The following is a 22,723-nucleotide window of genomic DNA, read 5'->3' as shown; positions in this document are numbered from 1 at the left end:
CCAGCTCCTACAGGGGGTTATCGGCGGGTCAGTGGCTGCTGGGTGAACTTCACGCCAGCCAGGCCATGGGCAATCAACGCACGGATATTGCCGTGGTCGCTGCCCTCAGGCGTCGCCACCACCGAACGATAATGCTCGCCAAACGCCAACAGCGCTTCCTCATCGCTCAGACCTTCCAGCAGTGCCAGGCCCAGGGTCTTGCACGAACCTTCGTTCTGCCCGGCGGCGTTTTCCACGCCGCCATTGCTGAACGCCTGAGGCTGATAGTCGTAGCCGGCGGCGATGAAGGCCAGGGTGTCGGCGAATACGTGTGCGCCACTCTTGAGGCTGGCGCGCAGGGTGTTCAAATCACTCATTGGGTTTTCCTTTGGCGAACGCCGCTTGTTGTTCGGCGCTGGCTTCCTGCTGGTATTGGGCTTTCCACTCGGCGTACGGCATGCCGTAGACCACTTCGCGGGCGTCATCGAGGCTGACCTCGATCTGGCGTTCGTCGGCAGCGGCCTTGTACCACTTGGACAAGCAGTTGCGGCAGAAACCGGAGAGGTTCATCAGGTCGATGTTCTGCACATCCTTGCGGCTGTCCAGGTGGGCGACCAGCCGGCGGAAGGCGGCGGCTTCAAGTTCCAGGCGTTGTTGATCGTTCATGGGGGTCTCGGAGAGACAGCTTCAAGCGGCAAGCTTCAAGCTGCAAGATGGATTGCGGTGGCTGTCAGTTTACAGCTTGCGACTTGAGGCTTGAAGCTTAGCGGCTCGCCGCCAGCGTAATCGACACCGACTCGGCGAAACGCAGGGCGTGGGGCTTGTCGACTTCGACCTCGGCATACAGCACCGACTCGTTGGCCATGACCAGGTCGAGAATTTCCTGGGTCAGGCGTTCGAGCAGGGCGAAGCGATTGCCCTCCACGTGGGCGATGATCGCCTTGGTGATGGTCCGGTAGTTCAGCGCGTGATCGATGTCGTTGTCACGCACCGCTTCCTGGGCGGCATAGAGGATGGTCAGGTTGATCAACACATCCTGCTTGTTGAGGATTTCATCCTCGTTGATCCCGATGAAGGTGCGCAGGCACAGGTCCTTGACCCGGATGCGCGCCATTCCTGGTTGAAGTTGTGGCATTGCTACTTGCTCCGTCCGATCAATTGCAGAAACTCCTGGCGGGTGTTGCTCGATTCGCGAAAGGCGCCGAGCATCACCGAGGTGTTCATGGTCGAATTCTGTTTCTCGACGCCGCGCATCATCATGCACATGTGCCGGGCTTCGATGACCACCGCGACGCCCGCCGCACCGGTCACTTGCTGCACGGCATCGGCGATTTGCCGGGTGAGGTTTTCCTGGATCTGCAGGCGACGGGCGAACATGTCCACCAGCCGCGCAATCTTCGACAGGCCCAGCACCTTGCCCGTTGGAATATAAGCCACATGAGCCTTGCCGATGAAGGGCAGCATGTGATGTTCGCAAAGCGAGTACAGCTCGATGTTGTCGACGATGATCATTTCATCGTTGTCGGAAGCGAACAGCGCACCGTTGACGATTGCTTCGACACTCTGCTCGTAGCCATGGCAGAGGTACTGCATGGCCTTGGCGGCGCGCACCGGGGTGTCGCGCAGGCCTTCGCGGTCGGGGTTTTCGCCGAGACCGATGAGGATCTCGCGATAGTTCTGGGGCAGGGATAACGTCATGGAACATCCTCGCGGGGGCGCTTATTTGATGTGCCGTCCGCCGTTGACGGTCAGGGTGGTGCCGGTGACATAAGGGTTGTCGAGCAGGTAGCGCAAGCTCTGGTAGATCACTTCGCTGCCGGGTTCGATGCCCAGGGCCGACTTGGCCAATGCCTTGGCGCGGTACGCCGCGTCGTCGTCGGGGTTGAACAGTAGCAGGGCTGGCGCGATACCGTTGACCTTGATGGTCGGCGCGTATTTGGCGGCGAAAGACAGGGTCAGGCTATCGAGCCCGGCTTTGCTGGCGCAATAGCCGATGTGCTTGCTGCTGCCCTTGCGGGTCACGTCATCGCTGATGTGCACGATGTCGGCGGGGCACGAGCGTTCGAGCAAATCGGCACAATGCAGGTTGATCAGGTAGGGCGCCAGCATATGCACGTTGAACATGCGGGTAAAGGCGGCGGCGTCGGTGTCCGGGGTTTCGGCCAGCCATTCGGAGGCGTTATGGACGATCGCCCGCAGGCTGTCGGTGTGGGTGTTCAGTTCGCGGATGAAGGCAAAGATCCCGGCCTCGGTGGAGAAGTCTGCAAACACCGCGGTCGCCCCCAGGTCGCGCAGGGTTTGCACACCGGGGCGCTCGCTGCGGTAGCTGAAGATCACCGGGTGGCCGTCTTCGAGCAATCGCTGCGCACAGTGCAGGCCGACACGCTGGCCGGCGCCGGTGATGAGGATCGGGGCGAATGAAGAGGTCATGAACGGCTCGCGTCGCAGTGAGAGCAAAACTATACCAGCGAACGGGAGACCTACACCTATTACGCGCGTGTCTTCTGCAGGCCTTGAATAACGATAGGGCAAGCGCGGTACAATAGGATCCAATTCACATGGACGTAGACATGTACATGCCTGTGTTGACCGACGATGTCCCAACTGTGCAAGGCACTGCTTCGCTCGGACAGGAAGAGCTGTTTCCGATTCGTGAAGTGGCGCGCCTGACCGGCGTCAACCCGGTCACGCTACGCGCCTGGGAACGACGTTATGGGCTGATTCAGCCCATGCGCACCGACAGTGGACATCGTCTGTATTCGATGGACGATATCGAGCGCATTCGCAGCATTCTCAGCTGGATCGAACGCGGCGTTGCGGTCAGCAAGGTCGGCAAGATTCTGGCTCGGGCTGCACCGCTCCAGGCGCTGTCGCCCATTATCCCGAATGAGCTGGTGCAAGCGGATTACGCGCAATGGCAGGAGCAAGTCCAGGCGGCGGTCGTTGCCTTTGACGAGCCTCGCCTGGAGCAGGTCTATGGGCAGATCTTTGCCAGTTACCCGCTGACGGTGGTGTTTCAGAACATCCTGCTGCCGCTGTGGAAACTGTTGCTGCAGCGCCAGGAAGCCTATGGCCAGGCCAGCGAATGGCTGTTTCTGGATGGCTTCCTGCGTTCTCGGGTGTTGCAGCGTCTGCTGCTGGTGCGGGTCATGCAGCCGCGACGGGTGATTGTCTGCGCGCTGAACGATCAGTGCCGTGAACTCGAAGTGCTGGTCACGGCGCTGTTTCTGAGCAGTGTCGATTCGGCCATTCAAGTGCTGGCGCTGGGTCAGCCTTTCGACGAATTGACCCTGGTCTGCGAAAGGGTCAAGCCCCAGGCGCTGGTGCTGTTTTCCAATCATATGCCAGCACCCGAGTTGCCACGACGCTTGAATCGCCTGGCCTTGGGGCTGGATTGCCAGTTGATGCTGGCAGGGGATGCGTCGGATCTGGCGCAGGAGAGCCTGGCCGGATCGTCGGTCGGATGTCTGGGGAGCGAGGCAATGGTGATGCGCCAACGGTTGAAGCAGTTCCTGGCCGGCAATCTCGATACGTGAGTCAGAGATGCAGGGCGGGATGGGTTAGCCGATGCTGTTGCAGGATGAATTGGCGCAGACGCTCGGTTTCGTCCTTGTCGCCCTGGTTCAGCTGATAGGCATGGAAGCCGTTATCGGTTTCTTTCTCGAGGGTGCCGCGCAACGCAATCCGCTCATAGCCTGACGGGCTGAACCACAAGGCGAAATGCCTGGGGGGTTTGGTCTTGTTGCGAACTTCCAGCAACACCCCTTTGAACGACACTTCGTGTACCCACATTCTGCCGGGCTGGCCACTGGCATTTTCCAGCGCCACCGGCTCCTCAAGTACCAGGCGCCAGGGCCGGACCATCGGCCCGTCTTCATAGATGCTGGGTACGCCGAGGCGTAAATGCAGCGCATGAAACTCGTCTTCCACCAGCTGCAGCGGGAAGGTCATCTGCTGGTTTTCGAACGTGGCCTGGAGGGTGACTTGCTCATGAGCGGCAAGGCGCGTGAGCAAGTCACGGATCTGCGAACCACCGTTGACCAGCAGGCTCGACGTCGCATCCCGCACATTGAGTTGCGGGTTATGCTGCATGGTCTGGATAAAATCCAGTTCATCCTGGGTCAGGAGTGCGTCGCGCTGCATGATTGGCTCGAAGAAAATAGTTACAAAGTCATCGGTGATTGTAGTAAGTGACCATTAATTCGCGGTTTTGTTTTCGCCGTTCGTCGCTTTGAGTGCGGCAAGTTCGGCCTGGACTTCAGCCAATTGCGCCTCCAGCTGCACCACCCGCTGCTGCGCCTTGACCTGGACGGTGACGTCTTTCTGCACGCCGACAAAATAAGTCTGCCCGTCGTGCGGATTTTTCACCGTCGACAGCGACAGTTCGTTCCAGAATGGCGTGCCATCCTTGCGGTAATTGCGCAGAATTTCCCGGCAGGAACCGCCGCTGCGCAATGCCTCTCTAATCAATGGCAGGGCTTGCTGATCGCGGTCCCCGGACTGAAGGAAGCGGCAATCCTGATAGAGGATTTCTTCGCTGGTATAACCGGTCAGCCGCTCGAATGCCGGGTTGACGTAAATCAGAATGTTGTCCTGCTCGCCTTCCTTTTCGGCAATCACGATGCCGTCGTTGGAAGCGTTGATCACCATTTGCAGCAGTTGTGCGTTGATCATCGGAGGGTCCTTTCCAGATTGATTGAGCAGCATTCTAAAAAAGAACTCTAGTGGCCCTCAATGCGAAATGAGAGCTAATCGCAGATTTTTTGCTGTGGCTGTTAATATCCCCCCTCTTTTTTACTCAGATTCAGGATCAGATTGATGAAAGTCGCCATCCTTTCCGGCTCGGTGTACGGCACGGCTGAAGAAGTCGCCCGCCACGCTGCGAGCATTTTGCAGAACGCAGGCTTCGCCACCTTCCATAACCCGCGCGCGAGCCTCGCCGATGTTCAGGCCTTTGGCCCCGAGGCCTTCCTGGCGGTGACCTCGACCACTGGCATGGGCGAGCTGCCGGACAACTTGCAACCGATGTATTTCGCCATACGCGACCAGTTGCCAGCGGCCTGGCGTGGCTTGCCGGGCGCCGTGATCGGGCTGGGCGATGCGAGCTACGGCGACACCTTCTGTGGCGGCGGGGAGCTGATGCGTGAACTGTTCGGCGAACTGGGCATTCGCGAAGTGCTGCCCATGCTGCGCCTGGACGCCAGCGAAAGCGTGACCCCGGAAACCGACGCCGAGCCCTGGCTGGCGGAGTTGGTCAGTACCCTGCGGGGCTGATCGACCGCTCGCGCGGCAAGGCGAGACTTTGATGGGATCCAGCCTGGCGGCGCACTGACTCGCTAGGCCATCAAGCTGGCTGCCAATGCAACTACACGATCTCTGGAGGCTGACTAGACTCGGTAGTCATTGGCAACACTCCATAATAAAAAGCCGAGGTTCCTTGCCGTGAGCGTAACCACCGTTCATTCACCCTCCAGTGTCAAAGGGCCGGCGCTGCTGCGCAAACTCGATAAACTCGACCCGGGTTATAAATGCTGATGCCACTCGCCGAGATCCCCCTGTGTGTCTGGCGCAAGCGCGGCCAGACGTTCGTATTTCGTGGCCAGGCCATCCGTTACTGGACGGCGGGGCAGGGTGAGCCGCTGTTGCTCATCCATGGCTTCCCGACCGCCAGCTGGGACTGGCATTACCTGTGGCAGCCCCTGATCCAGCGGTATCGGGTGATTGCCTGTGACATGCTCGGCTTTGGCGACTCCGCCAAACCGCAGGACCATGAATACAGCCTGCTCGAGCAAGCTGATCTGCAGCAGGCGTTACTGGCTCATTTGAATGTCGAGCAGCCGGTCCATGTGCTCGCCCACGATTATGGTGACAGCGTCGCCCAGGAACTGTTGGCCAGGCATTACGAAACGCACATCGATATTGCCAGTTGCGTATTCCTCAACGGTGGCCTGTTCCCCGAAGCTCATCGCCCGGTGCTGATGCAAAAACTGTTGCTCAGCCCCTTGGGCTGGATGATCGGGCGAGCCTTTTCCCGTGACGGGCTGGTGAAGAGTTTCCGGCAGATCTTCGGTCCCCAGAGCCGCCCCACCGAGAGCGAGATGGATGATTTCTGGAGCCTGATCGAGAGCAATAACGGGACACGGGTCATGCACAAGTTGATCGCCTATATCCCCGAGCGGCGAGTGCAGCGCGAGCGCTGGGTCGGTGCGATGCAGCGCGGTGAAGTGCCGTTGCGGGTGATCGACGGCGAGGTCGATCCGGTCTCCGGTGCGCACATGGTCGAGCGCTATCGGGAGCTGATCCCCAACCCGGATACGGTCCTGTTGCCCGGCATCGGCCACTACCCGCAGACCGAAGCGCCGGGGCTGGTGCTCAAGCACTATCTGGAGTTCCGCGATCAGCAGGTTTCGCCGCCGCGCAAGGTGGCGTGTTCCTGAGTCGCACCGAAAAGATCGCAGCCTCGTTTCACTCGTCAGCTCCTACGCCAACCGGGTACATCCGCGACATTGCGGCGTACACGCACTCTGTAGGAGCTGACGAGTGAAACGAGGCTGCGATCTTTTAACATCCACCGCAAATTCCAACTCATCATCCCCCAGCCTTATCGCACACTATTCAGCCTCCCCCGTGTTCATTGTGACCAGCATCGCCGTGCCTGACACTCGGACTCACTGTCCCTGGCCTGCTGGAGTCCCCCCGATGAACGAGTCTGTGCGCTTCGAAGATAAAGTCGTGATTATTACGGGTGCAGGTGGCGGCCTGGGGCGGGCGCATGCGCTGTTGTTCGCCAAACAGGGCGCCAAAGTACTGGTCAACGACCTCGGCGGCTCGGCCCAGGGCGAAGGCGCAAACGCTTCGGCGGCGGACCGTGTGGTGGCCGAAATTCGCGAGGCGGGCGGCACTGCCGAGGCCAACCATGACTCCGTCACCGATGGCGACAAAATCGTCCAGCACGCCCTCGATGTATTCGGTCGGGTCGACGTCGTGGTCAACAACGCCGGGATCCTGCGGGACAAGACCTTCCATAAAATGGACGACGGCGACTGGGACCTGGTGTACCGGGTCCACGTCGAAGGCGCCTACAAAGTCACCCGCGCCGCCTGGCCGCACCTGCGCGAGCAGAACTACGGCCGGGTGATCTTCACCGCCTCGACCTCGGGCATCTACGGCAATTTCGGCCAGTCCAACTACGGCATGGCCAAACTCGGCCTCTACGGCCTGACCCGTACCCTGGCCATCGAAGGCCGCAAGAACAACATCCTGGTCAACGCCATCGCCCCCACCGGCGGCACCCGCATGACCGAAGGCCTGATCCCGCCGCAAGTGTTCGAACAACTCAAACCGGAACTGGTCAGCCCGCTGGTGGTGTACCTGGCCAGCGAGAACTGCCAGGAAACCTCCGGACTGTTCGAGGTCGGTGGCGGCTGGATGGGCAAGGTCCGCTGGGAGCGCAGCCTGGGCGCCGGGTTTGATCCGCGGGTGGGGTTCTCGCCGGAAGATGTGGCGGCGCATTGGCAGCAGATCTGTGACTTCGAGGGGGCGGCGCATCCGAAGGATAATATTGAGGCGTTGAAGGAGATGATGGGGAATTTGCAGAAGTATTCGCTTTAAGGGATGTCATGACCCAAGCCGCTGGATGCGGCTTGGGGTGTCATTTTTTACTCGACGTAGCGTTTTTCCATGACGAATTGGTAGGCTTTCGTTCATCAAGAAAAATACTTACGAACCAACGCCGTCAGATTCGCTGCCGTTTGCGCATCCATGACCCCATCATATTTTTCCGGGCGAAAGTGCAACTGAAATGCCCGGACAAGCTGGGTGAAGCCTTGTTCGGTCGTCGCGCCGGATACGCCATACCCGTAAGTCTTGAACAACTTCAGCAATTCGGACCGGGCTGGAATGCCGGACTCGACATATTGCTGCTAAATGGCATTTCGAGTGGTCTCGTCGAACCAGGCACCGATGCCTTTCAAGTAAAGCGCATGCCAGGGAAATTGCGCCCCCGGGTCACTTTTGCGCCCGATCGCAATATCGCAGTGGCCCAGAACACGGGTGGGGTTGATGCCCGGATAGCGTTCAAGGATGTCCAGCGCCAGCTCTTCAACTGCTGCAATTTGTGCTGGATGATAAGGAGGTAAGGTGAACTTCCCCAGGTTAAAGGACGCGAGGTTGACAATTTCTACACCGATAGAAGCGTCATTCAGATTGCTCCGCTCGCCCCAGTGACTGACGCCCGCATGCCAGGCGAGCTTGGTTTCGACCTGTAGGAGCCGGCTTGCTGGCGATGGACTCAAGTGCGCCGCGTTTACCCAGACCGCACGCGTTTTCGTTAACGATCATCGCCAGCAAGCCGGCTCCTACAAGGGATCGTGTCCAAGCTGGAAAATGCAGTGGCCTCCAAACCAGTGAATGCCGCCCATAAAAAAGGCCGCTGCAAACGCAGCGGCCAAAGTAAGACGTTGGATCAAGGAGCAACAAATCAACGTCAGTGAACACAGGGTGACGAGTCGAATATTTTCAATTCATCTGAAATCCGTCGCCAATGGAATGGATTGATCACAGGCCATTGGTTTGATGCTTTCAGGCTGTTTGCCGTTAAAGCCCGACAAGAATAAGCCTTTGGCCGCAAAGGAAAAATAGTGATTTCGGTCATGCACTGTTGCGGTTTGGGTAACAGTAGATTTTTGCTCGCCGCTGCGCCATGCCTTGCGTTGATAACCCTCCATCCAGCCCATCCATATCCCGGGCAGAACCCCACCCGCTGCCGCCATTCATCCTTAAGAGCGACACCACGAATACCTCCTTGGTGCGCTTATCGCCCCCGTCATGCAGCAGTAGGGTGTGGCCTTCTGTCACTCACCGGGGAAGACGCATGACAAAAACAACAATGCGCGCCATCTTCACACCGCAGGCCCTGGCCACCGCGGTGGCCTTGGGTTGTTGCGCCCAGGCGCAGGCCGTTTCATTCAACATCGGCGAAATCGAGGGGACCTTCGACTCCTCGCTGTCCGTCGGCGCGAGCTGGGGCATGCGCGATGCCGACAAGGCGCTGGTGGGCACCGTCAATGGCGGGACTGGTCAGGCGTCGACCGGTGACGACGGGCGGCTGAACTTCAAGAAGGGCGAAACCTTCTCCAAGATCTTCAAGGGGATCCACGATCTTGAGCTGAAGTATGGCGACACCGGGGTATTTGTCCGTGGCAAGTATTGGTACGACTTCGAACTGAAGGACGAAGACCGCGAGTTCAAGCCGATCAGCGATCACAATCGCAAGGAAGGTGCCAAGTCTGCCGGTGCGCAGGTCCTCGACGCCTTCGTCTATCACAACTATTCCATCGCCGAGCTGCCGGGCACTGTACGCGCAGGCAAGCAGGTGGTCAGCTGGGGTGAAAGCACCTTCATCGGCAACTCGATCAACAGCATCAACCCGGTCGATGTGTCGGCGTTCCGCCGCCCTGGCGCCGAGATCAAGGAAGGCCTGATCCCGGTGAACATGCTGTTCGCCTCCCAGGGCCTGACCGACAAACTCACGGTAGAAGGCTTCTATCAACTGGAGTGGGACCAGACCGTTCTCGACAACTGCGGCACCTTCTTTGGCGGTGACGTGGCAGCAGACGGTTGCACCACGGGCTACACAGTCGCCAGCCCGGCCATCGCGCCGTTGCAACCGATTGCCGCCGCATTTGGCCAGGGCTTCCAGGTCGGCAGGGAAGGGGTGATTGTGCCCCGTGGCGGTGACCGCGACGCCCGCGACTCCGGGCAATGGGGCACGGCGCTGCGCTGGTTGGGCGACGACACCGAATACGGCCTGTACTTCATGAACTACCACAGCCGCACCCCGAACGTCGGCACCACGACGGCCGGCCTGGGCACGTTGTCGCAAATCCCGGCCATCGTCGGTACCGCCAACGCGATTGCGCCCGGCACCGGATCGGCGCTGGCCCAGAGCGTGATGCTCGGTCGCGGCCAGTACTACCTCGAGTACCCGGAAGACATTCGACTCTACGGTGCGAGCTTCTCGACCACCTTGCCTACCGGCACCGCATGGACCGGTGAGATCAGCTATCGCCCCAACGCACCGGTGCAGCTCAACAGCACCGACCTGACGCTGGCGATGCTCAACCCGATCGCCGGCGGCGCGGCATCGCCGATCGCGACGACGCCAGGCGCGGACAACAAAGGCTATCGCCGCAAGGAAGTGACGCAGATCCAGAGCACCCTGACCCACTTCATCGACCAGGTGATGGGCGCGGACCGGCTGACCCTGGTGGGTGAAGCGGCCGTTGTCCACGTCGGTGGGCTGGAGGGCCGCTCCAGGTTGCGCTACGGCCGCGACTCGGTGTACGGCCAATACGGTTTTGGCGGCGATACCGACGGCTTCGTCACGTCGACCTCCTGGGGCTACCGCGCCCGCGCCATCCTCGACTACAACAACGTCATCGCCGGGATCAATTTCAAACCCAACCTGTCCTGGTCCCATGACGTCGCCGGTTACGGCCCCAACGGGCTGTTCAACGAAGGCGCCAAGGCGATCAGCCTCGGTGTCGATGCCGACTACCGCAACACCTATACCGCGAGCTTGAGTTACACCGATTTCTTCGGCGGTGACTACAACACCCTGGAAGACCGCGACTTCCTGGCGCTGAGCTTTGGCGTGAACTTCTGATCTGGCTGAGAGGATGAAATCAATGCGCAAGATGATTCTGCAATGCGGCGCCCTGGCCCTGAGCTTGCTGGCTGTCAACGTGATGGCCGCGGTGTCGCCGGAAGAGGCGAACAAACTCGGCACCAGCCTGACCCCGCTGGGCGGCGAGAAGGCCGGCAACGCCGATGGCTCGATCCCGGCCTGGACCGGTGGCCTGCCGAAAAACGCCGGAGCCGTGGACAGCAAGGGTTTCCTGGCCGACCCGTTCGCCACTGAAAAGCCGTTGTTCATCATCACCGCGGCGACGGTGGACAAGTACAAGGACAAGCTCTCCGATGGCCAGATAGCAATGTTCAAGCGCTACCCGGAGACTTACAAGATCCCGGTTTACCCCACCCACCGTACCGTGGCCGTGCCAGCGGAGATCAATGAGTCGGCCAAGCGCAGCGCCTTGAACGTGACACCGATCAATGACGGCAACGGCTTGGCCAATTTCACCGGCAATCGCTACTACGCGTTTCCGATTCCGAAGAACGGCGTCGAGGTGATCTGGAACCACGTCACCCGTTATCACGGCGGTAACCTGCGCCGCACCATCACCCAGGCTACACCGCAGACCAATGGGGATTTCACCGTCATCCGCTTCAAGGACGAGGTCGCCGTGCCGTCGCTGCTGGGGGATCTGAAACCGGGCAGCGATGAGAACGTACTCAGTTATTTCAAGCAGGAAGTCACCGCGCCAGCGCGGCTGGCGGGCAACGTGTTGCTGGTGCACGAGACCCTCGATCAGGTCCAGGAACCGCGCAAGGCCTGGATCTACAACGCCGGCCAGCGCCGTGTGCGCCGTGCGCCGCAAGTCGCCTATGACGGCGTGGGCACTTCGTCCGACGGGCTGCGGACCACCGACAACTTCGACATGTTTTCCGGGGCACCGGATCGCTACGACTGGAAGCTGGTCGGCAAGAAAGAAATGTACATCCCGTACAACAGCTACAAGCTCGATTCGCCCAACCTCAAGTACACCGACGTGATCCAGGCCGGGCACATCAATCAGGACCTGACCCGGTATGAGCTGCACCGGGTCTGGGAGGTGGTCGCGACGGTCAAGCCGAACGAGCGGCACGTGTATGCCAAGCGCCACATGTACATCGATGAAGACAGCTGGCAAGTCGCACTGGCCGACCACTACGACGGTCGCGGTCAGCTGTGGCGCGTCGCCGAAGGGCATGCGCAGTTCTACTACGATCACCAGGTCCCGGCGTATACCGTCGAAGCGCTGTATGACCTGATTGCCGGTCGCTACATTGCCCTGGGGATGAAGAACGAGGAGAAGCGCAGCTTCGAGTTCGGGGTCGTCGCCAAAGCAGGGGACTACACGCCGGCAGCCTTGCGGAGTACAGGGGTGAGGTAGCTTTCCTACAGTCGTCCTACAGAAAAAGGTGACATAAGGTCACCTTTTTTATAGGGCGCGATCAGTGTGTTGAATACTTCTTCAACAAGCTGGCGGGACAGGGCTAGGGTGGCGCCACAATTATAAAAAGGCGCACCACTATGACTGCCATGACGCTGTGTCTGGACCGTCCTGGACTCCTGCCCCGTTTGTCTTGCCACCACCAGTCCCGCGAACGGTTGATCGAACCCTTGCTGGCATCGACGGCGCGGGTGAAATTGCTCTGCGCACCGGCGGGAAGCGGCAAGAGTGCGCTGCTCATCGAATGCCTGCTGCAGGCGCCCGCACAGTGTCAGGTCCATTGGCTGCCGTTGGCGGGGGAGGCGATCGGTGTGGTCGATTTTCGCCAGCGCCTCGCGCAAACCCTGGGGTTGCCGGCATCGGATGAACCCGCATTGCTGGCGCATCTGGCTCGATTGCAGACAGCCACCTGGCTGTTTCTCGATGACTATTGCCGGTTGCCCCAGCCGCAACTGGATCTGTTGCTCGACCGGTTGCTGGCCATCAGCAGCCCGCAGGTTACCTGGTGGCTGAGCGGTCGGCGGCGTCCGCAATGCAATTGGCCACGCCTGCTGCTGGATGATGAATTGTACGATTGCGAACGCTCCACGCTGGCGTTCACCCAGGGTGAAATCGAACCCCTGCTGCATCACCTGGAGCCGGCCCAGGCCACGAAAGCTGCCGAGTGGATTTTCCAGCGCACGGGTGGCTGGTGCGCCGGGGTACGGGTGGCGCTGCTGCAAAAATGCGACGGGTCACGCAGCGACACGCTCCACGGTCGGCCGGACACCCTGCACGATTACCTGGAACATGAGCTCTTCACCAGCTTGACCCCGGAGCTGGCCGAAGCCTGGCGGGTGCTGGCCCACTTGCCACGTTTCAATGCCCGGCTCTGCGATCACCTGTTCGGCGCGGGCGAGGGCGCTCAATACTTGAATGCGCTGCAGGAACTGGGCTGCTTCATCGAGCCCTGGCAAGACTCGGCAGACTGGCTGCGGATTTTCGCCCCCCTGACCCGCTTGATGCGCGACGAGCAATGGCCGGCCGGGCGCTCCTGGCATCGGCGTGCCTGTCAGTGGTTCGCCGCCGAACGGGACTGGAAGGCCGCGTTCGAACAGGCCTTGCTGGCCGAAGAGTTCGAGGTCGCCGTCAGCCTGTTGCAGCATTTCAATTTCGAGCAGCTGTTCGAAGAGCAGACCGTGGTGCTGCTGTTGCGTTTGCACGAGCAACAAGGCGAAGAACTGATGCTCGGTTCGCCGCAACTGGTCGGGCTGGTCACCGCGGCCTTGTTGTTTGCCGGACGCTTCGAGCAGGCGGGGGAGTGCATCGCCCATTTGTCGCGCTTCCTGCCCCAACCGTCAGCGTTCCATCAACGGCAATTGATCGCGCGCTGGCAGGCGCAACAAGGCTGGTTGCTGCATTTGCAGGGGCGCATGGACGCTTCGCGGGCACACCTGCTTGAGGCGCTTGACGCGCTGGGGCCAGCGCTCTGGCCCGTCCGGCTGCTGTGCCTGTCCGGTTTGACGCAACAGGCCCTGGTGCGGGGCGAACTCGAGGTGGCGCAGGCGCTCAACCGTGAGGCGTTGTGCCTGGCCCGGGCGCAAGGCTCGCTGGTATTCGAAGGCCTGCTGGAACTCGATCACGCCCAGTTGCTCGAGCAACGGGGGGCTTGCGCCAGAGCCGAGCACTTGCTCGCCAACATGGACGGCCTGCTCCTGCGGCAGCAACCGCTGGCCGAACCCTTGCTCGGACGGCTGGCCCTGCATCGTGGCCGCCTGAGCTTGAGTCAGGGCCGAGAAGCGCAGGCCGCGGCGCATTTCGAGAGCGGCCTGCAGATCTGCCTGCGCAACCAGGATAAACGCGCGCTGTACGGGTTCCTCGGCCTGGCCCAATTGGCGGCCAATCGGCTGGATTATGCTCAAGCTTTCGTGCTGCTGCGGGACGCCGAACGGCTGATGCAGCAACGACGGATTCCAGACACGGTGTACCGCAGTGTCCTGCTGCAAATGAGTTGCCATTTCTGGCTGCAACAAGGCCGGCCGCACTTGGCGCACGAAGCCCTGACCCGGGTGCTCCGTCACTATCAGGGGGCCCACGCACGTCAGGCGCCGCCGGCGACGCTGGAGCTGATTCCGGTCCTGGAGTATCTGCTGGTACTGACCGAGGTTTATCTGGAACAGGCGCACAAGCCGTTGGCCCGGCTCGAGGCGCAATTGCAGTGGGCCAGGCTGCGCGGGATGTCGGGGCTGCAGGCGCAATTGCACCTGGCGCTGGCCGAAGTCGCCTGGCTGACCGACCACCCGGCCGTTGCCCGGCAATCGTTGCAGGAAGGCCTGGCCCTGGTCGAGCGTTGTCACCTGCAACAGGCCTTGCGCGATTTGCAGTTGCGCCAGCCACGGTTGCCGCAGGCCATTGGACGGGCCGAACCGGGGCATGATCCCGAGGTGACGGCCGCCACCGGGAGCCGGTTGAGTCAACGTGAAATCGAAGTGCTCGCGTTAGTGGCACAGGGCAACTCGAACCAGCAAATCGCCGATCTGTTATTCATCTCGTTGCACACGGTGAAAACCCATGCGCGACGCATCAATGGCAAGTTGGGGGTGGAACGCAGGACTCAAGCGGTGGCCAGGGCAAAGGCATTGGGCATTGTCATTTGACGGCGGGCGACTCGTAGCCCATCCGCCAACTCACGGCCTGCGTCGTCGCCAGCAATCGCCGGGCCGCCGGGCCGTTTTCGTCGGCATGGAACAACGAGGCCGGGCCGACAATGGTGATCACTGCCGCCACGTGGCCGACGGCGTTGAACACCGGTGCCGACAGCGCATCGACACCGGGCATCAGCAAGCCATGCACATGATGCAGGCCGCGGTCACGGATCTGCCCGAACAGGGTTTCATAGGTCTGATCGTCGGCGAGGGCGTGCGCGCTGTCGTTTTGCAGTTCCTGCTCGCGCAAATCCACGGTTTCCCGCTTGGGCAGGAATGCGCCGAATACCAGCCCGGTCGATGAGCTGAGCAATGGCAGCACCGAGCCCAATTGCGTGACCACCGTCACTGCGCGCACCGCCGGCTCGATATGCACCACGGTTGCGCCCTGATTGCCCCACACCGCCAGAAAGCAGGTCTCGTTCAGTTCATCGCGCAACTCGGCCAAGGGCAGGGCGGCGACTTTGAGCACGTCCATACTGTTGAGGGCGGCCAGCCCGACGCGCAAGGCTTCGCGGCCCAGGCCGTAATGGTTGGTGGTGCTGTTCTGCTCGGCAAAGCCGCTGGCGATCAAGGCCTGCAGGTAGCGGTGAACCTTGCTCGCCGGCATCTGCACGTGTTCGGCCAGACGCGATAACGAGGTCGATGGCGACAACTCGGCCAGGGCCTTGAGGATGTCGGTACCGACTTCGGCCGAGCGGACTTTCTGTTTGCCGTTGCTGTCTGGCTTTTCCATGGAAGCGGTGATCCCGGGACGAATGGGCGTCTTTATAGCTTGACGGTCATTACCAATCAAATTACGTTATGCGTAATTGGATTACGATAAAAATAACCCGGGCGTGCCATGACCTCTCCAACCGAGCGAAAGGCCACTGCCTATTCCCTGTTCAGGAGGCTCCATGAACCTCGATCCAACGGCGCCCGCGCTGGCTTATCAGTCAGGCTTCGGTAACGAATTCAGCAGCGAGGCGTTGCCCGGCGCGTTGCCTGTCGGCCAGAACTCCCCGCAAAAAGCCCCCTATGGCCTCTACACCGAATTGTTCTCCGGCACCGCGTTCACCATGGCCCGCAGCGAAGCGCGGCGCACCTGGATGTACCGCATTCAGCCGTCGGCCAACCACCCGGCGTTCGTCAAACTGGACCGGCAACTGGCCGGCGGCCCCTTGGGTGAAGTGACCCCCAACCGCCTGCGCTGGAATCCGTTGGAGATCCCGAGCGAGCCCACCGATTTCATCGACGGGCTGGTGAGCATGGCGGCCAACTCGGGCGCGGAAAAGCCGGCCGGGATCAGCGTCTACAGCTACCGCGCCAACCGCTCCATGGAACGGGTGTTTTTCAACGCCGACGGCGAGCTGCTGCTGGTACCGCAACTGGGCCGTCTGCGCATCGCCACTGAACTGGGTGTGCTGGATCTTGAGCCGCTGGAAATCGCGGTACTGCCGCGCGGCCTGAAATTCCGCGTCGAACTGCTCGATCCGCAAGCCCGCGGCTACATCGCCGAGAACCACGGCGCCCCGCTGCGCCTGCCGGACCTGGGGCCGATCGGCAGCAACGGCCTGGCCAATGCACGGGACTTCCTGACCCCGGTCGCCCAGTACGAAAACCTGAAGCAACCGACCACCCTGGTGCAGAAATTCCTTGGCGAGCTGTGGGGCTGCGAGCTCGATCATTCGCCGCTGAACGTGGTGGCCTGGCACGGTAATAACGTGCCGTACAAATATGACCTGCGCCGCTTCAACACCATCGGCACGGTCAGTTTCGATCACCCGGACCCCTCGATCTTCACCGTCCTGACCTCGCCCACCAGCGTGCACGGCCTGGCGAACCTCGACTTCGTGATCTTCCCGCCACGCTGGATGGTGGCCGAGAACACCTTCCGTCCACCATGGTTCCACCGCAACCTGATGAACGAATTCATGGGCCTGATCCAGGGCGAATACGACGCCAAGGCTGAAGGCTTCCTGCCGGGCGGCGCGTCGTTGCACAGCTGCATGAGCGCCCACGGCCCGGACGGCGAAACCTGCACCCGGGCGATCAACGCCGAACTGGCACCGAGCAAAATCGACAACACCATGGCCTTCATGTTCGAGACCTGCCAGGTGCTGCGCCCGAGCCGTTTCGCCCTGGACTGCGCGCAATTGCAAACCACCTACGACGCCTGCTGGGCCACGCTGCCCGCCACTTTCGACCCGACCCGGAGATAACCCATGACTCAGACTTCCATCACTCGTAGCTGGGTTGCTTCCGCCAACGGCCATGCTGATTTCCCGCTGCAGAACCTGCCATTGGGCGTGTTCAGCGTGAAGGGCTCGGCACCCCGCAGTGGGGTGGCCATCGGCGAGCATATATTCGACCTGGAAGCGGCACTCGATGCCGGTCTGTTCGACGGCGCGGCAAAGACTGCAGTCGAAGCCACCCGTGGCGGTCAGTTGAATGCGTTCTTCGAATTGGGCCGCGACGCGCGTGTCGCCCTGCGCGAGCGCCTGCTGGAACTGTTCACCGAAGGCAGCACCCTGCACGGCAAGATCGAAGCCCAAGGCGCGAAACTGCTGCCGCTGGCGGCGAATTGCGAGCTGCACCTGCCGGCGAAAATCAATGACTACACCGACTTCTACGTCGGCATCGAGCACGCGCAAAACGTCGGCAAACTGTTCCGCCCGGACAACCCGCTGCTGCCGAACTACAAGTACGTGCCGATCGGCTACCACGGCCGCGCCTCGACCATTCGCCCGTCCGGCACCGACGTGCGCCGGCCGAAAGGCCAGACCCTGCCGGCCGGCCAGACCGAGCCGACCTTCGGCCCCTGCGCACGCCTGGATTACGAGTTGGAACTGGGCATCTGGATCGGCCAGGGCAACGAGATGGGCGACTCGATCGCCATCGGCGACGCCGCCGATCACATCGCCGGTTTCTGCCTGCTCAACGACTGGTCGGCGCGGGACATCCAGGCCTGGGAATACCAGCCACTGGGGCCGTTCCTGTCGAAAAGCTTCATCACCAGCATTTCGCCGTGGGTGGTGACCGCCGAAGCGCTGGAGCCGTTCCGCCGCGCGCAACCGGCCCGTCCCGAAGGCGATCCGCAGCCGCTGCCGTACCTGTTCGACAAGCGTGATCAGGCCGCGGGCGCCTTCGACATCGAACTGGAAGTGCTGCTGCTCACCGAAGCCATGCGCGAGCAGAACCTGCCGGCCCATCGCCTGACCCTGAGCAACACCCGGCACATGTACTGGACCGCGGCGCAACTGGTCGCCCACCACAGTGTCAACGGCTGCCAGCTGCAGGCCGGCGACCTGTTCGGCTCGGGCACCTTGTCGGGACCGGAAAACGGTCAGTTCGGCAGCCTGCTGGAAATCACCGAGGGCGGTAAAAAGCCGATCGAACTAGCGTCGGGCGAGGTGCGTAAATTTCTCGAAGACGGCGACGAAATCATCCTGCGCGCCCGTTGCAGCCGCGAGGGTTTTGCCTCCATCGGTTTCGGCGAATGCCGCGGCACAGTGCTGCCGGCACGTTGAGAGGATCGGTTCATGGAGCTCTATACCTACTACCGTTCGACGTCGTCCTATCGGGTGCGGATCGCGTTGGCCCTCAAGGGCCTGGACTATCAGGCGCTGCCGATCAACCTGATCGCGCCGCCGGGTGGCGAGCACCGGCAACCGCCATACCTGGGCATCAACCCGCAGGGCCGGGTGCCGGCCTTGCGCACGGATGACGGTGACCTGTTGATCCAGTCGCCGGCAATCATCGAGTACCTGGAGGAGCGTTATCCACAGGCGCCGCTGCTGTCCAGGGACCTGACTGCACGCGCCCGCGAACGCGGCGTCGCGTCACTGATCGGTTGCGATGTGCACCCGCTGCACAACGTCAGCGTGCTCAACCGGCTGCGGCAGCTGGGCCACGATGAACCCCAGGTGGTGGAATGGATCGGCCACTGGATCAGCCAGGGGCTGGCGACGGTGGAGCAGTTGATCGGCGATGAAGGTTATTGCTTCGGTCCGCAGCCCGGGCTGGCGGATACCTACCTGATCCCGCAGCTCTACGCCGCCGAACGCTTCAACATTTCGCTCGAGGCGTATCCGCGGATTCGCCGAGTGGCGGCACTCGCCGCGGTACACCCGGCATTCATCAAGGCGCATCCGGCGAACCAGCCCGACACCCCCTGAAGCCATACACCTCTGTAGGAGCGAGGCTTGCCCGCGAAGAGGGGGTGTCAGTCGGTATCTATTTAGCTGACACACCGCATTCGCGGGCAAGCCTCGCTCCTACATGGGATCTGCGATCAATGCACGATCGAGTTGGGCGGAAGGTGTTCCAGCCGGTCCGTCAGGCGTATCCGCTGGATCGGGTCGTCGCTGAGCAGCAACGCATGCTCAAGGTCGAAGCGCTCGGCGTTCGGGCAGTCCAGCCGTTGGTACAGGCTGGCCCGGGCCAGGTAATCGGCGGCGCTGGCATTGCCCAATTCCAACACCCGTTCGGCATCTATCAGGGCACCGATGTAGTCATCGTTGGAGAGGTGCAACTGGCGCAGGTTGCGTGACAGCCGTTGCAGCATTTGCACCGGCTCGGCGGTCAGCAAGTGCTCGGCGCTGAGTTTCATGTTCGGGCCATACTGGCGCAGCAGCAGTTCCCGGCAATCGTTGGGGTACAGGCGACGGCCACCGCAGGGGTCGAGCAGGTGATCGGCACCCGGTACGCGCAGCAGGAAATGCCCGGGAAAGTTGACCCCGACCATGGGGATTTCCAGCCGCCTGGCCAGCTCCAGCGCAATCAACCCCAGGGCCAGCGGCTGCCCGCGCCGGCGTTCCAGCACCTTGTTGACCAGGGCCACGTGCGGGCGCAAGGGCGTGAAATCGTCCTGGGCAAAGCCCAGGTCATTCATGCGCCGCAACAGCGGCTGGGCCAATTCGCTGACCGGCAACATCGGCAAACCATAACTGACCCGCTGCTGCAGGTCCTTGAAGTCTTTCAGGACCGCCTCCGGATTCACCTCTTTGTCGTGTTCGGCCGCGATCCACAGCGCCGCGTCGAACAGCGCGGGCGGTGAACGTTGCAGACAGGCGAAGAAACATTGGCGCGGCGTCATCAAAATCTCCGGGGTATGCCTCGTTTTAGCCTCGTCTGCGACATTCGTCCAGTACCCCGCGCCAGCCATTCCAGGTTATTTCCGAAAGCCTGCTTGGTGGCTGCGCTTATTCCGGCGCGCTTCTGCAATTTTTTAGCGCAAGCCTATACTGGCGACTACGAGTAGTCATTCGGGAGCCCTGCGATGTTCGCTCTCATGCAAAGCACTCGCCTTGAATCGCTGCATTTGAGCGTCGACCCGGTCACCGGGTTGAAGGCGGTGATTGCCATTCATAACAGTCGTCTCGGACCGGCCCTGGGAGGCTGTCGCTACCTGGCCTATCCTGACGACGAGTCCGCGGTCGAGGATGCTGTTCGACTGGCGCAAGGCATGAGTTACAAGGCGGCGCTCGCTGGCCTGGCTCAGGGCGGCGGCGTGGCGGTGATCATCCGACCGGTGCATGTGGAAAGCCGCGCCGCGTTGTTCGAGGCCTTCGGGCGCTGCATCAATCAGCTCGACGGCCGCTACATCACGGCCATCGACAGCGGCACCTCGGTAGCGGACATGGATTGCATCGCCCAACAGACCCAGCATGTCACCAGCACCACATCGGCGGGCGACCCTGCACCCCACGCGGCCATGGGCGTGTTCACCGGCATACGTGCCACCGCCATGGCCCGCCTGGGCAGCGATAACCTCGAAGGCCTGCGCGTGGCAATTCAAGGGCTGGGCAATGTCGGTTTCGCCCTTGCCGAACAGCTGCATGCCGCCGGTGCCGAACTGCTGGTCAGCGACATCGATCACGGCAAGGTGCAATTGGCGATGGAGCAGCTGGGCGCTCACCCGATCGCCAACGATGCGTTGCTCAGTACACCCTGCGACATTCTCGCGCCCTGCGGCCTGGGCGGCGTGCTCAACAGCAACAGTGTGACTCAACTGCGCTGCGCGGCGGTGGCCGGGTCCGCCAACAACCAATTGATCCACCTGGACGTTGCCGATCAACTGGAGCGGCGGGGCATCCTGTATGCGCCGGACTATGTGATCAATGCCGGCGGGCTGATCTACGTCTCGCTCAAGCACCGCGGCGAAGCGCTGCCGACCATCACCGCACACCTGTCGAAAATCAGCTCGCGCCTGACCGAAGTTTTCGCCCATGCACAGGCGGAAAAACGCTCCCCGGCGCGGGTGGCGGACGAGTTGGCGGAGAGAGTGTTGTACCGCTGAAGCAGATCAAAAGATCGCAGCCTCGTTGCACTCGACAGCTCCTACAGGATTACGCGTCACAATGTAGGAGCTGTCTCGCGGAGCGAGGCTGCGATCTTTGATTTTATGGACATGAAAAAGGCCCTGAATCATTCCATTCAGGGCCTATTCAATTCGGGCGTTGCTTACTTCGGCGTCTTGGCCGCTTTGGCTGGCTTGGTCGGCGCAGCGCTCGGCGCCTCTACCGGTGCTGCTTCGTCCGGTGCCGCTGCAACCGATGCAGCCGCTTTAACAGGTGCAGCCACTGCAACGGGCTCAACGACTTCAGCAGGCGCGTTCAGCAGTTCGGACAAGGCGTCCGGCTGGCTCTTGAACGCCTTGGCAAATACGTCGCGATTTTTTGCCATGTAGATCCCGGCTTCTTCCACTTGCTGTTCAGTCAGGGACGGAACGGCTTTTTGCAACACTTCGGCCAGCAACTCAGCCAGTTCGAGCATTTTGTCATGACGGTCAGCTTCGGCTTTATCCATGAACAAGCGCTCCAGATCTCGGCTGCTGCGGTATACCACTTCGACGGCCATTCACCACCTCACATGCCTTCACATTAAGTTGTCTGTATCGACCACTGTATCTATATACAGCGAAAGGATAAGCGAATCCGCTCGCTTTGGGTAGTGGCTTTTCAATGTAGTGCCTCATTTCCCGCAGCCATCATCTCACCCAAGGCCTCTGGCCTTTTTTCTGCATGCAGAACAACCGTCACGTCCAACCCGCATCATCCGCTCGAACCGAGCTAAGGAAGAATCATCGTGAAAATAAACTGGGCCGAGAAGCTGCGGCAGAACGTGCACCAACTGGCCGAGTCCCTGGGCAACCTGTTCGTCGAAACCTTCCACTACCTGGCGCTGTTCGCCATCGGTGCGGTGACCGCGTGGGCGGCGGTGATGGAGTTTCTGGGAATGCTCGAGGAAGGGCACATCAAGATCGATGACATCTTGCTGCTGTTCATCTACCTGGAACTGGGGGCGATGGTCGGGATTTACTTCAAGACCAACCACATGCCGGTGCGCTTTCTGATCTATGTGGCGATCACCGCGCTGACGCGGCTGCTGATCTCCAACGTATCGCACCACAATCCGCCGGATATAGGGATCATCTACCTGTGCGGCGGGATTCTGCTGCTGGCGTTTTCGATTCTGGTGGTGCGTTATGCCTCGTCGCAATTCCCTTCGGTGAAGATCGAACACCCGCAGCGCAAGATCGGTGCGGGTTCCGGTGAACATCCCGAAGTGGAGAAGGGCGAGATTTAAAGCCCCACGGCCGGCCGGCTGTGGCTTTGGACCTGGGGTGGCGGCAGGTTGCGATTGTCGCCGTCGGTCATGGCTTCGAGGATGGCCACGGCGCTGTGGCCCTGTTCGATGGCGATGCCGAACTGAATGCTTTCCACCAGGCGTTTAAGGCGTTTGGGGTCATTGCGTTGTTCGGTGCTGATCATCCGTTTGGCGACCACGTGGCCGCAGTTGGACAGGGTCAGCATGATGCTGCCGTCCAGCCCCTGAATGCTCAGGTTGATCTGGTAATCCGGTGCGAAGGCATCGGTAATGAGCTGAAAAGGGTTGTCCATGATGCGTCACCGCCTGATTGAACGTGCAGTTGTTGACCGGACGAGATCGGATTGGTTC

General features: G+C 61.2%; 23 protein-coding genes and 2 pseudogenes. 12 read left to right on the top strand and 13 right to left on the bottom strand.

The window, feature by feature from the left end:
• Positions 1 to 17 precede the first annotated feature (17 nt).
• From ELQ88_RS29480 to folM, 5 genes are all read right to left on the bottom strand, one after another.
• Positions 18 to 356, bottom strand: a complete 339-nt coding sequence (locus tag ELQ88_RS29480) for a HopJ type III effector protein (RefSeq protein WP_128872975.1) — start codon at positions 354 to 356, stop codon at positions 18 to 20.
• Positions 349 to 645 carry a DUF1244 domain-containing protein gene (locus tag ELQ88_RS29475; RefSeq protein WP_017336573.1) on the bottom strand — a complete coding sequence of 99 codons (297 nt, stop codon included), beginning with the start codon at positions 643 to 645 and terminating at the stop codon, positions 349 to 351. The genes ELQ88_RS29480 and ELQ88_RS29475 overlap by 8 nt, the downstream gene beginning before the upstream one ends.
• 97 nt (positions 646 to 742) lie before the next feature.
• Positions 743 to 1,114 carry a dihydroneopterin triphosphate 2'-epimerase gene (folX, locus tag ELQ88_RS29470; protein ID WP_008026970.1) on the bottom strand — a complete coding sequence of 124 codons (372 nt, stop codon included), beginning with the start codon at positions 1,112 to 1,114 and terminating at the stop codon, positions 743 to 745.
• A gap of 2 nt (positions 1,115 to 1,116) precedes the next feature.
• Positions 1,117 to 1,677 carry a GTP cyclohydrolase I FolE gene (gene folE, locus ELQ88_RS29465; protein ID WP_128872974.1) on the bottom strand — a complete coding sequence of 187 codons (561 nt, stop codon included), beginning with the start codon at positions 1,675 to 1,677 and terminating at the stop codon, positions 1,117 to 1,119.
• A gap of 21 nt (positions 1,678 to 1,698) precedes the next feature.
• Entirely contained in the window at positions 1,699 to 2,409 is a 711-nt protein-coding gene (gene folM / locus ELQ88_RS29460) for a dihydromonapterin reductase (RefSeq protein WP_128872973.1), read from the bottom strand.
• Positions 2,410 to 2,537: 128 nt separating this feature from the next.
• Here folM and ELQ88_RS29455 point away from each other — a divergent pair, with 128 nt between their 5' ends.
• Positions 2,538 to 3,515 (top strand): MerR family transcriptional regulator, encoded by a 978-nt coding sequence (locus tag ELQ88_RS29455; RefSeq protein WP_138969084.1) that lies wholly within the window; start codon positions 2,538 to 2,540, stop codon positions 3,513 to 3,515.
• A 1-nt stretch (position 3,516) separates the two neighbouring features.
• On the opposite strand, the gene ELQ88_RS29450 is transcribed toward ELQ88_RS29455, so the two are convergent.
• Positions 3,517 to 4,122: a hypothetical protein gene (locus tag ELQ88_RS29450; RefSeq protein WP_128872971.1), complete on the bottom strand. Its 606-nt coding sequence runs from the start codon at positions 4,120 to 4,122 to the stop codon at positions 3,517 to 3,519.
• A 54-nt stretch (positions 4,123 to 4,176) separates the two neighbouring features.
• The gene (locus tag ELQ88_RS29445; protein WP_138969083.1) at positions 4,177 to 4,653 is read right to left on the bottom strand and encodes a PAS domain-containing protein; all 477 of its coding nucleotides are present in this window, start codon (positions 4,651 to 4,653) and stop codon (positions 4,177 to 4,179) included.
• 144 nt (positions 4,654 to 4,797) lie between these two features.
• Between ELQ88_RS29445 and ELQ88_RS29440 the strand changes: the two genes are divergently transcribed.
• From ELQ88_RS29440 to ELQ88_RS29430, 3 genes are all read left to right on the top strand, one after another.
• The gene (locus ELQ88_RS29440; RefSeq protein WP_128872969.1) at positions 4,798 to 5,253 is read left to right on the top strand and encodes a flavodoxin; all 456 of its coding nucleotides are present in this window, start codon (positions 4,798 to 4,800) and stop codon (positions 5,251 to 5,253) included.
• 260 nt (positions 5,254 to 5,513) lie between these two features.
• On the top strand, positions 5,514 to 6,416 hold the full coding sequence (locus tag ELQ88_RS29435; RefSeq protein WP_138969595.1) for an alpha/beta hydrolase: 903 nt from the start codon (positions 5,514 to 5,516) through the stop codon (positions 6,414 to 6,416).
• Between the two features lie 262 nt (positions 6,417 to 6,678).
• Positions 6,679 to 7,590: an SDR family oxidoreductase gene (locus ELQ88_RS29430; RefSeq protein ID WP_138969082.1), complete on the top strand. Its 912-nt coding sequence runs from the start codon at positions 6,679 to 6,681 to the stop codon at positions 7,588 to 7,590.
• A gap of 95 nt (positions 7,591 to 7,685) precedes the next feature.
• Here the strand turns inward: ELQ88_RS29430 and ELQ88_RS29425 are convergent.
• Both ELQ88_RS29425 and ELQ88_RS34235 read right to left on the bottom strand, forming a co-directional pair.
• A pseudogene (locus tag ELQ88_RS29425) lies at positions 7,686 to 8,237 on the bottom strand (N-acetylmuramoyl-L-alanine amidase); the annotation flags it as partial.
• Between the two features lie 264 nt (positions 8,238 to 8,501).
• Positions 8,502 to 8,705, bottom strand: coding sequence for a hypothetical protein (locus ELQ88_RS34235; RefSeq protein WP_161599995.1), 204 nt, complete (start codon positions 8,703 to 8,705; stop codon positions 8,502 to 8,504).
• A gap of 146 nt (positions 8,706 to 8,851) precedes the next feature.
• Here ELQ88_RS34235 and ELQ88_RS29420 point away from each other — a divergent pair, with 146 nt between their 5' ends.
• The 3 genes from ELQ88_RS29420 to ELQ88_RS29410 all read left to right on the top strand — a co-directional run bounded on the left by ELQ88_RS29420 (position 8,852) and on the right by ELQ88_RS29410 (position 14,731).
• Complete coding sequence (locus tag ELQ88_RS29420) at positions 8,852 to 10,645, top strand: DUF1302 domain-containing protein (protein ID WP_138969081.1); 1,794 nt, start codon at positions 8,852 to 8,854, stop codon at positions 10,643 to 10,645.
• Positions 10,646 to 10,658: 13 nt separating this feature from the next.
• On the top strand, positions 10,659 to 12,035 hold the full coding sequence (locus tag ELQ88_RS29415) for a DUF1329 domain-containing protein (RefSeq protein ID WP_178084718.1): 1,377 nt from the start codon (positions 10,659 to 10,661) through the stop codon (positions 12,033 to 12,035).
• Between the two features lie 140 nt (positions 12,036 to 12,175).
• Positions 12,176 to 14,731, top strand: coding sequence for a LuxR C-terminal-related transcriptional regulator (locus tag ELQ88_RS29410; protein WP_138969079.1), 2,556 nt, complete (start codon positions 12,176 to 12,178; stop codon positions 14,729 to 14,731).
• Here ELQ88_RS29410 and ELQ88_RS29405 read toward each other — a convergent pair.
• Positions 14,724 to 15,515, bottom strand: coding sequence for an IclR family transcriptional regulator (locus ELQ88_RS29405; RefSeq protein WP_138969078.1), 792 nt, complete (start codon positions 15,513 to 15,515; stop codon positions 14,724 to 14,726). The genes ELQ88_RS29410 and ELQ88_RS29405 overlap by 8 nt on opposite strands.
• 163 nt (positions 15,516 to 15,678) lie before the next feature.
• Here ELQ88_RS29405 and hmgA point away from each other — a divergent pair, with 163 nt between their 5' ends.
• The 3 genes from hmgA to maiA are packed head-to-tail and all read left to right on the top strand — an operon-like array spanning position 15,679 to position 18,939.
• Positions 15,679 to 16,983 carry a homogentisate 1,2-dioxygenase gene (gene hmgA / locus ELQ88_RS29400; protein WP_128872960.1) on the top strand — a complete coding sequence of 435 codons (1,305 nt, stop codon included), beginning with the start codon at positions 15,679 to 15,681 and terminating at the stop codon, positions 16,981 to 16,983.
• 3 nt (positions 16,984 to 16,986) lie between these two features.
• Positions 16,987 to 18,291 carry a fumarylacetoacetase gene (gene fahA / locus ELQ88_RS29395; protein WP_138969077.1) on the top strand — a complete coding sequence of 435 codons (1,305 nt, stop codon included), beginning with the start codon at positions 16,987 to 16,989 and terminating at the stop codon, positions 18,289 to 18,291.
• A 12-nt stretch (positions 18,292 to 18,303) separates the two neighbouring features.
• Positions 18,304 to 18,939: a maleylacetoacetate isomerase gene (gene maiA / locus ELQ88_RS29390; RefSeq protein WP_138969076.1), complete on the top strand. Its 636-nt coding sequence runs from the start codon at positions 18,304 to 18,306 to the stop codon at positions 18,937 to 18,939.
• A gap of 116 nt (positions 18,940 to 19,055) precedes the next feature.
• On the opposite strand, the gene ELQ88_RS29385 is transcribed toward maiA, so the two are convergent.
• Positions 19,056 to 19,859: a transglutaminase family protein gene (locus ELQ88_RS29385; protein WP_138969075.1), complete on the bottom strand. Its 804-nt coding sequence runs from the start codon at positions 19,857 to 19,859 to the stop codon at positions 19,056 to 19,058.
• Between the two features lie 183 nt (positions 19,860 to 20,042).
• Here ELQ88_RS29385 and ELQ88_RS29380 point away from each other — a divergent pair, with 183 nt between their 5' ends.
• A complete protein-coding gene (locus tag ELQ88_RS29380) occupies positions 20,043 to 21,062 on the top strand; it encodes a Glu/Leu/Phe/Val dehydrogenase dimerization domain-containing protein (protein ID WP_138969074.1) in 1,020 nt (339 codons plus the stop codon).
• Positions 21,063 to 21,382: 320 nt separating this feature from the next.
• On the opposite strand, the pseudogene ELQ88_RS34885 reads toward ELQ88_RS29380, so the two are convergent.
• Positions 21,383 to 21,622 (bottom strand): annotated as a pseudogene (locus ELQ88_RS34885) (YebG family protein); the annotation flags it as partial.
• Positions 21,623 to 21,850: 228 nt separating this feature from the next.
• On the opposite strand from ELQ88_RS34885, the gene ELQ88_RS29370 reads away from it, so the two are divergent.
• Positions 21,851 to 22,351 carry a phosphate-starvation-inducible PsiE family protein gene (locus ELQ88_RS29370; RefSeq protein ID WP_138969073.1) on the top strand — a complete coding sequence of 167 codons (501 nt, stop codon included), beginning with the start codon at positions 21,851 to 21,853 and terminating at the stop codon, positions 22,349 to 22,351.
• On the opposite strand, the gene ELQ88_RS29365 is transcribed toward ELQ88_RS29370, so the two are convergent.
• Positions 22,348 to 22,665, bottom strand: a complete 318-nt coding sequence (locus ELQ88_RS29365; RefSeq protein ID WP_138969072.1) for a DUF3509 domain-containing protein — start codon at positions 22,663 to 22,665, stop codon at positions 22,348 to 22,350. The two genes, ELQ88_RS29370 and ELQ88_RS29365, sit on opposite strands and share 4 nt — an antisense overlap.
• Between the last annotated feature and the right edge of the window lie 58 nt (positions 22,666 to 22,723).

The sequence above is a fragment of the Pseudomonas sp. MPC6 genome (assembly GCF_006094435.1).
In the GTDB taxonomy this organism is placed as follows: Bacteria; Pseudomonadota; Gammaproteobacteria; order Pseudomonadales; family Pseudomonadaceae; genus Aquipseudomonas.
Note: the sequence above shows the minus strand (reverse complement) of the source record. Positions and strands in the feature narration are given on the sequence as shown.

Bases quoted from the DNA above. Each gene is read 5' to 3' on its own strand.
- ELQ88_RS29480 (WP_128872975.1), bottom strand. From the start codon at position 356: ATGAGTGATTTGAACACCCTGCGCGCCAGCCTCAAGAGTGGCGCACAC.
- ELQ88_RS29380 (WP_138969074.1), top strand. From the start codon at position 20,043: ATGTTCGCTCTCATGCAAAGCACTCGCCTTGAATCGCTGCATTTGAGC.
- ELQ88_RS29430 (WP_138969082.1), top strand. From the start codon at position 6,679: ATGAACGAGTCTGTGCGCTTCGAAGATAAAGTCGTGATTATTACGGGT.
- ELQ88_RS29420 (WP_138969081.1), top strand. From the start codon at position 8,852: ATGACAAAAACAACAATGCGCGCCATCTTCACACCGCAGGCCCTGGCC.
- ELQ88_RS29445 (WP_138969083.1), bottom strand. From the start codon at position 4,653: ATGATCAACGCACAACTGCTGCAAATGGTGATCAACGCTTCCAACGAC.
- ELQ88_RS29475 (WP_017336573.1), bottom strand. From the start codon at position 645: ATGAACGATCAACAACGCCTGGAACTTGAAGCCGCCGCCTTCCGCCGG.
- ELQ88_RS29435 (WP_138969595.1), top strand. From the start codon at position 5,514: ATGCCACTCGCCGAGATCCCCCTGTGTGTCTGGCGCAAGCGCGGCCAG.
- folM (WP_128872973.1), bottom strand. From the start codon at position 2,409: ATGACCTCTTCATTCGCCCCGATCCTCATCACCGGCGCCGGCCAGCGT.
- ELQ88_RS29455 (WP_138969084.1), top strand. From the start codon at position 2,538: ATGGACGTAGACATGTACATGCCTGTGTTGACCGACGATGTCCCAACT.
- ELQ88_RS29385 (WP_138969075.1), bottom strand. From the start codon at position 19,859: ATGACGCCGCGCCAATGTTTCTTCGCCTGTCTGCAACGTTCACCGCCC.
- ELQ88_RS29405 (WP_138969078.1), bottom strand. From the start codon at position 15,515: ATGGAAAAGCCAGACAGCAACGGCAAACAGAAAGTCCGCTCGGCCGAA.
- ELQ88_RS34235 (WP_161599995.1), bottom strand. From the start codon at position 8,705: ATGGAGGGTTATCAACGCAAGGCATGGCGCAGCGGCGAGCAAAAATCT.
- ELQ88_RS29415 (WP_178084718.1), top strand. From the start codon at position 10,659: ATGAAATCAATGCGCAAGATGATTCTGCAATGCGGCGCCCTGGCCCTG.
- fahA (WP_138969077.1), top strand. From the start codon at position 16,987: ATGACTCAGACTTCCATCACTCGTAGCTGGGTTGCTTCCGCCAACGGC.
- ELQ88_RS29410 (WP_138969079.1), top strand. From the start codon at position 12,176: ATGACTGCCATGACGCTGTGTCTGGACCGTCCTGGACTCCTGCCCCGT.
- maiA (WP_138969076.1), top strand. From the start codon at position 18,304: ATGGAGCTCTATACCTACTACCGTTCGACGTCGTCCTATCGGGTGCGG.
- ELQ88_RS29440 (WP_128872969.1), top strand. From the start codon at position 4,798: ATGAAAGTCGCCATCCTTTCCGGCTCGGTGTACGGCACGGCTGAAGAA.
- folE (WP_128872974.1), bottom strand. From the start codon at position 1,677: ATGACGTTATCCCTGCCCCAGAACTATCGCGAGATCCTCATCGGTCTC.
- ELQ88_RS29365 (WP_138969072.1), bottom strand. From the start codon at position 22,665: ATGGACAACCCTTTTCAGCTCATTACCGATGCCTTCGCACCGGATTAC.
- folX (WP_008026970.1), bottom strand. From the start codon at position 1,114: ATGCCACAACTTCAACCAGGAATGGCGCGCATCCGGGTCAAGGACCTG.
- hmgA (WP_128872960.1), top strand. From the start codon at position 15,679: ATGAACCTCGATCCAACGGCGCCCGCGCTGGCTTATCAGTCAGGCTTC.
- ELQ88_RS29450 (WP_128872971.1), bottom strand. From the start codon at position 4,122: ATGCAGCGCGACGCACTCCTGACCCAGGATGAACTGGATTTTATCCAG.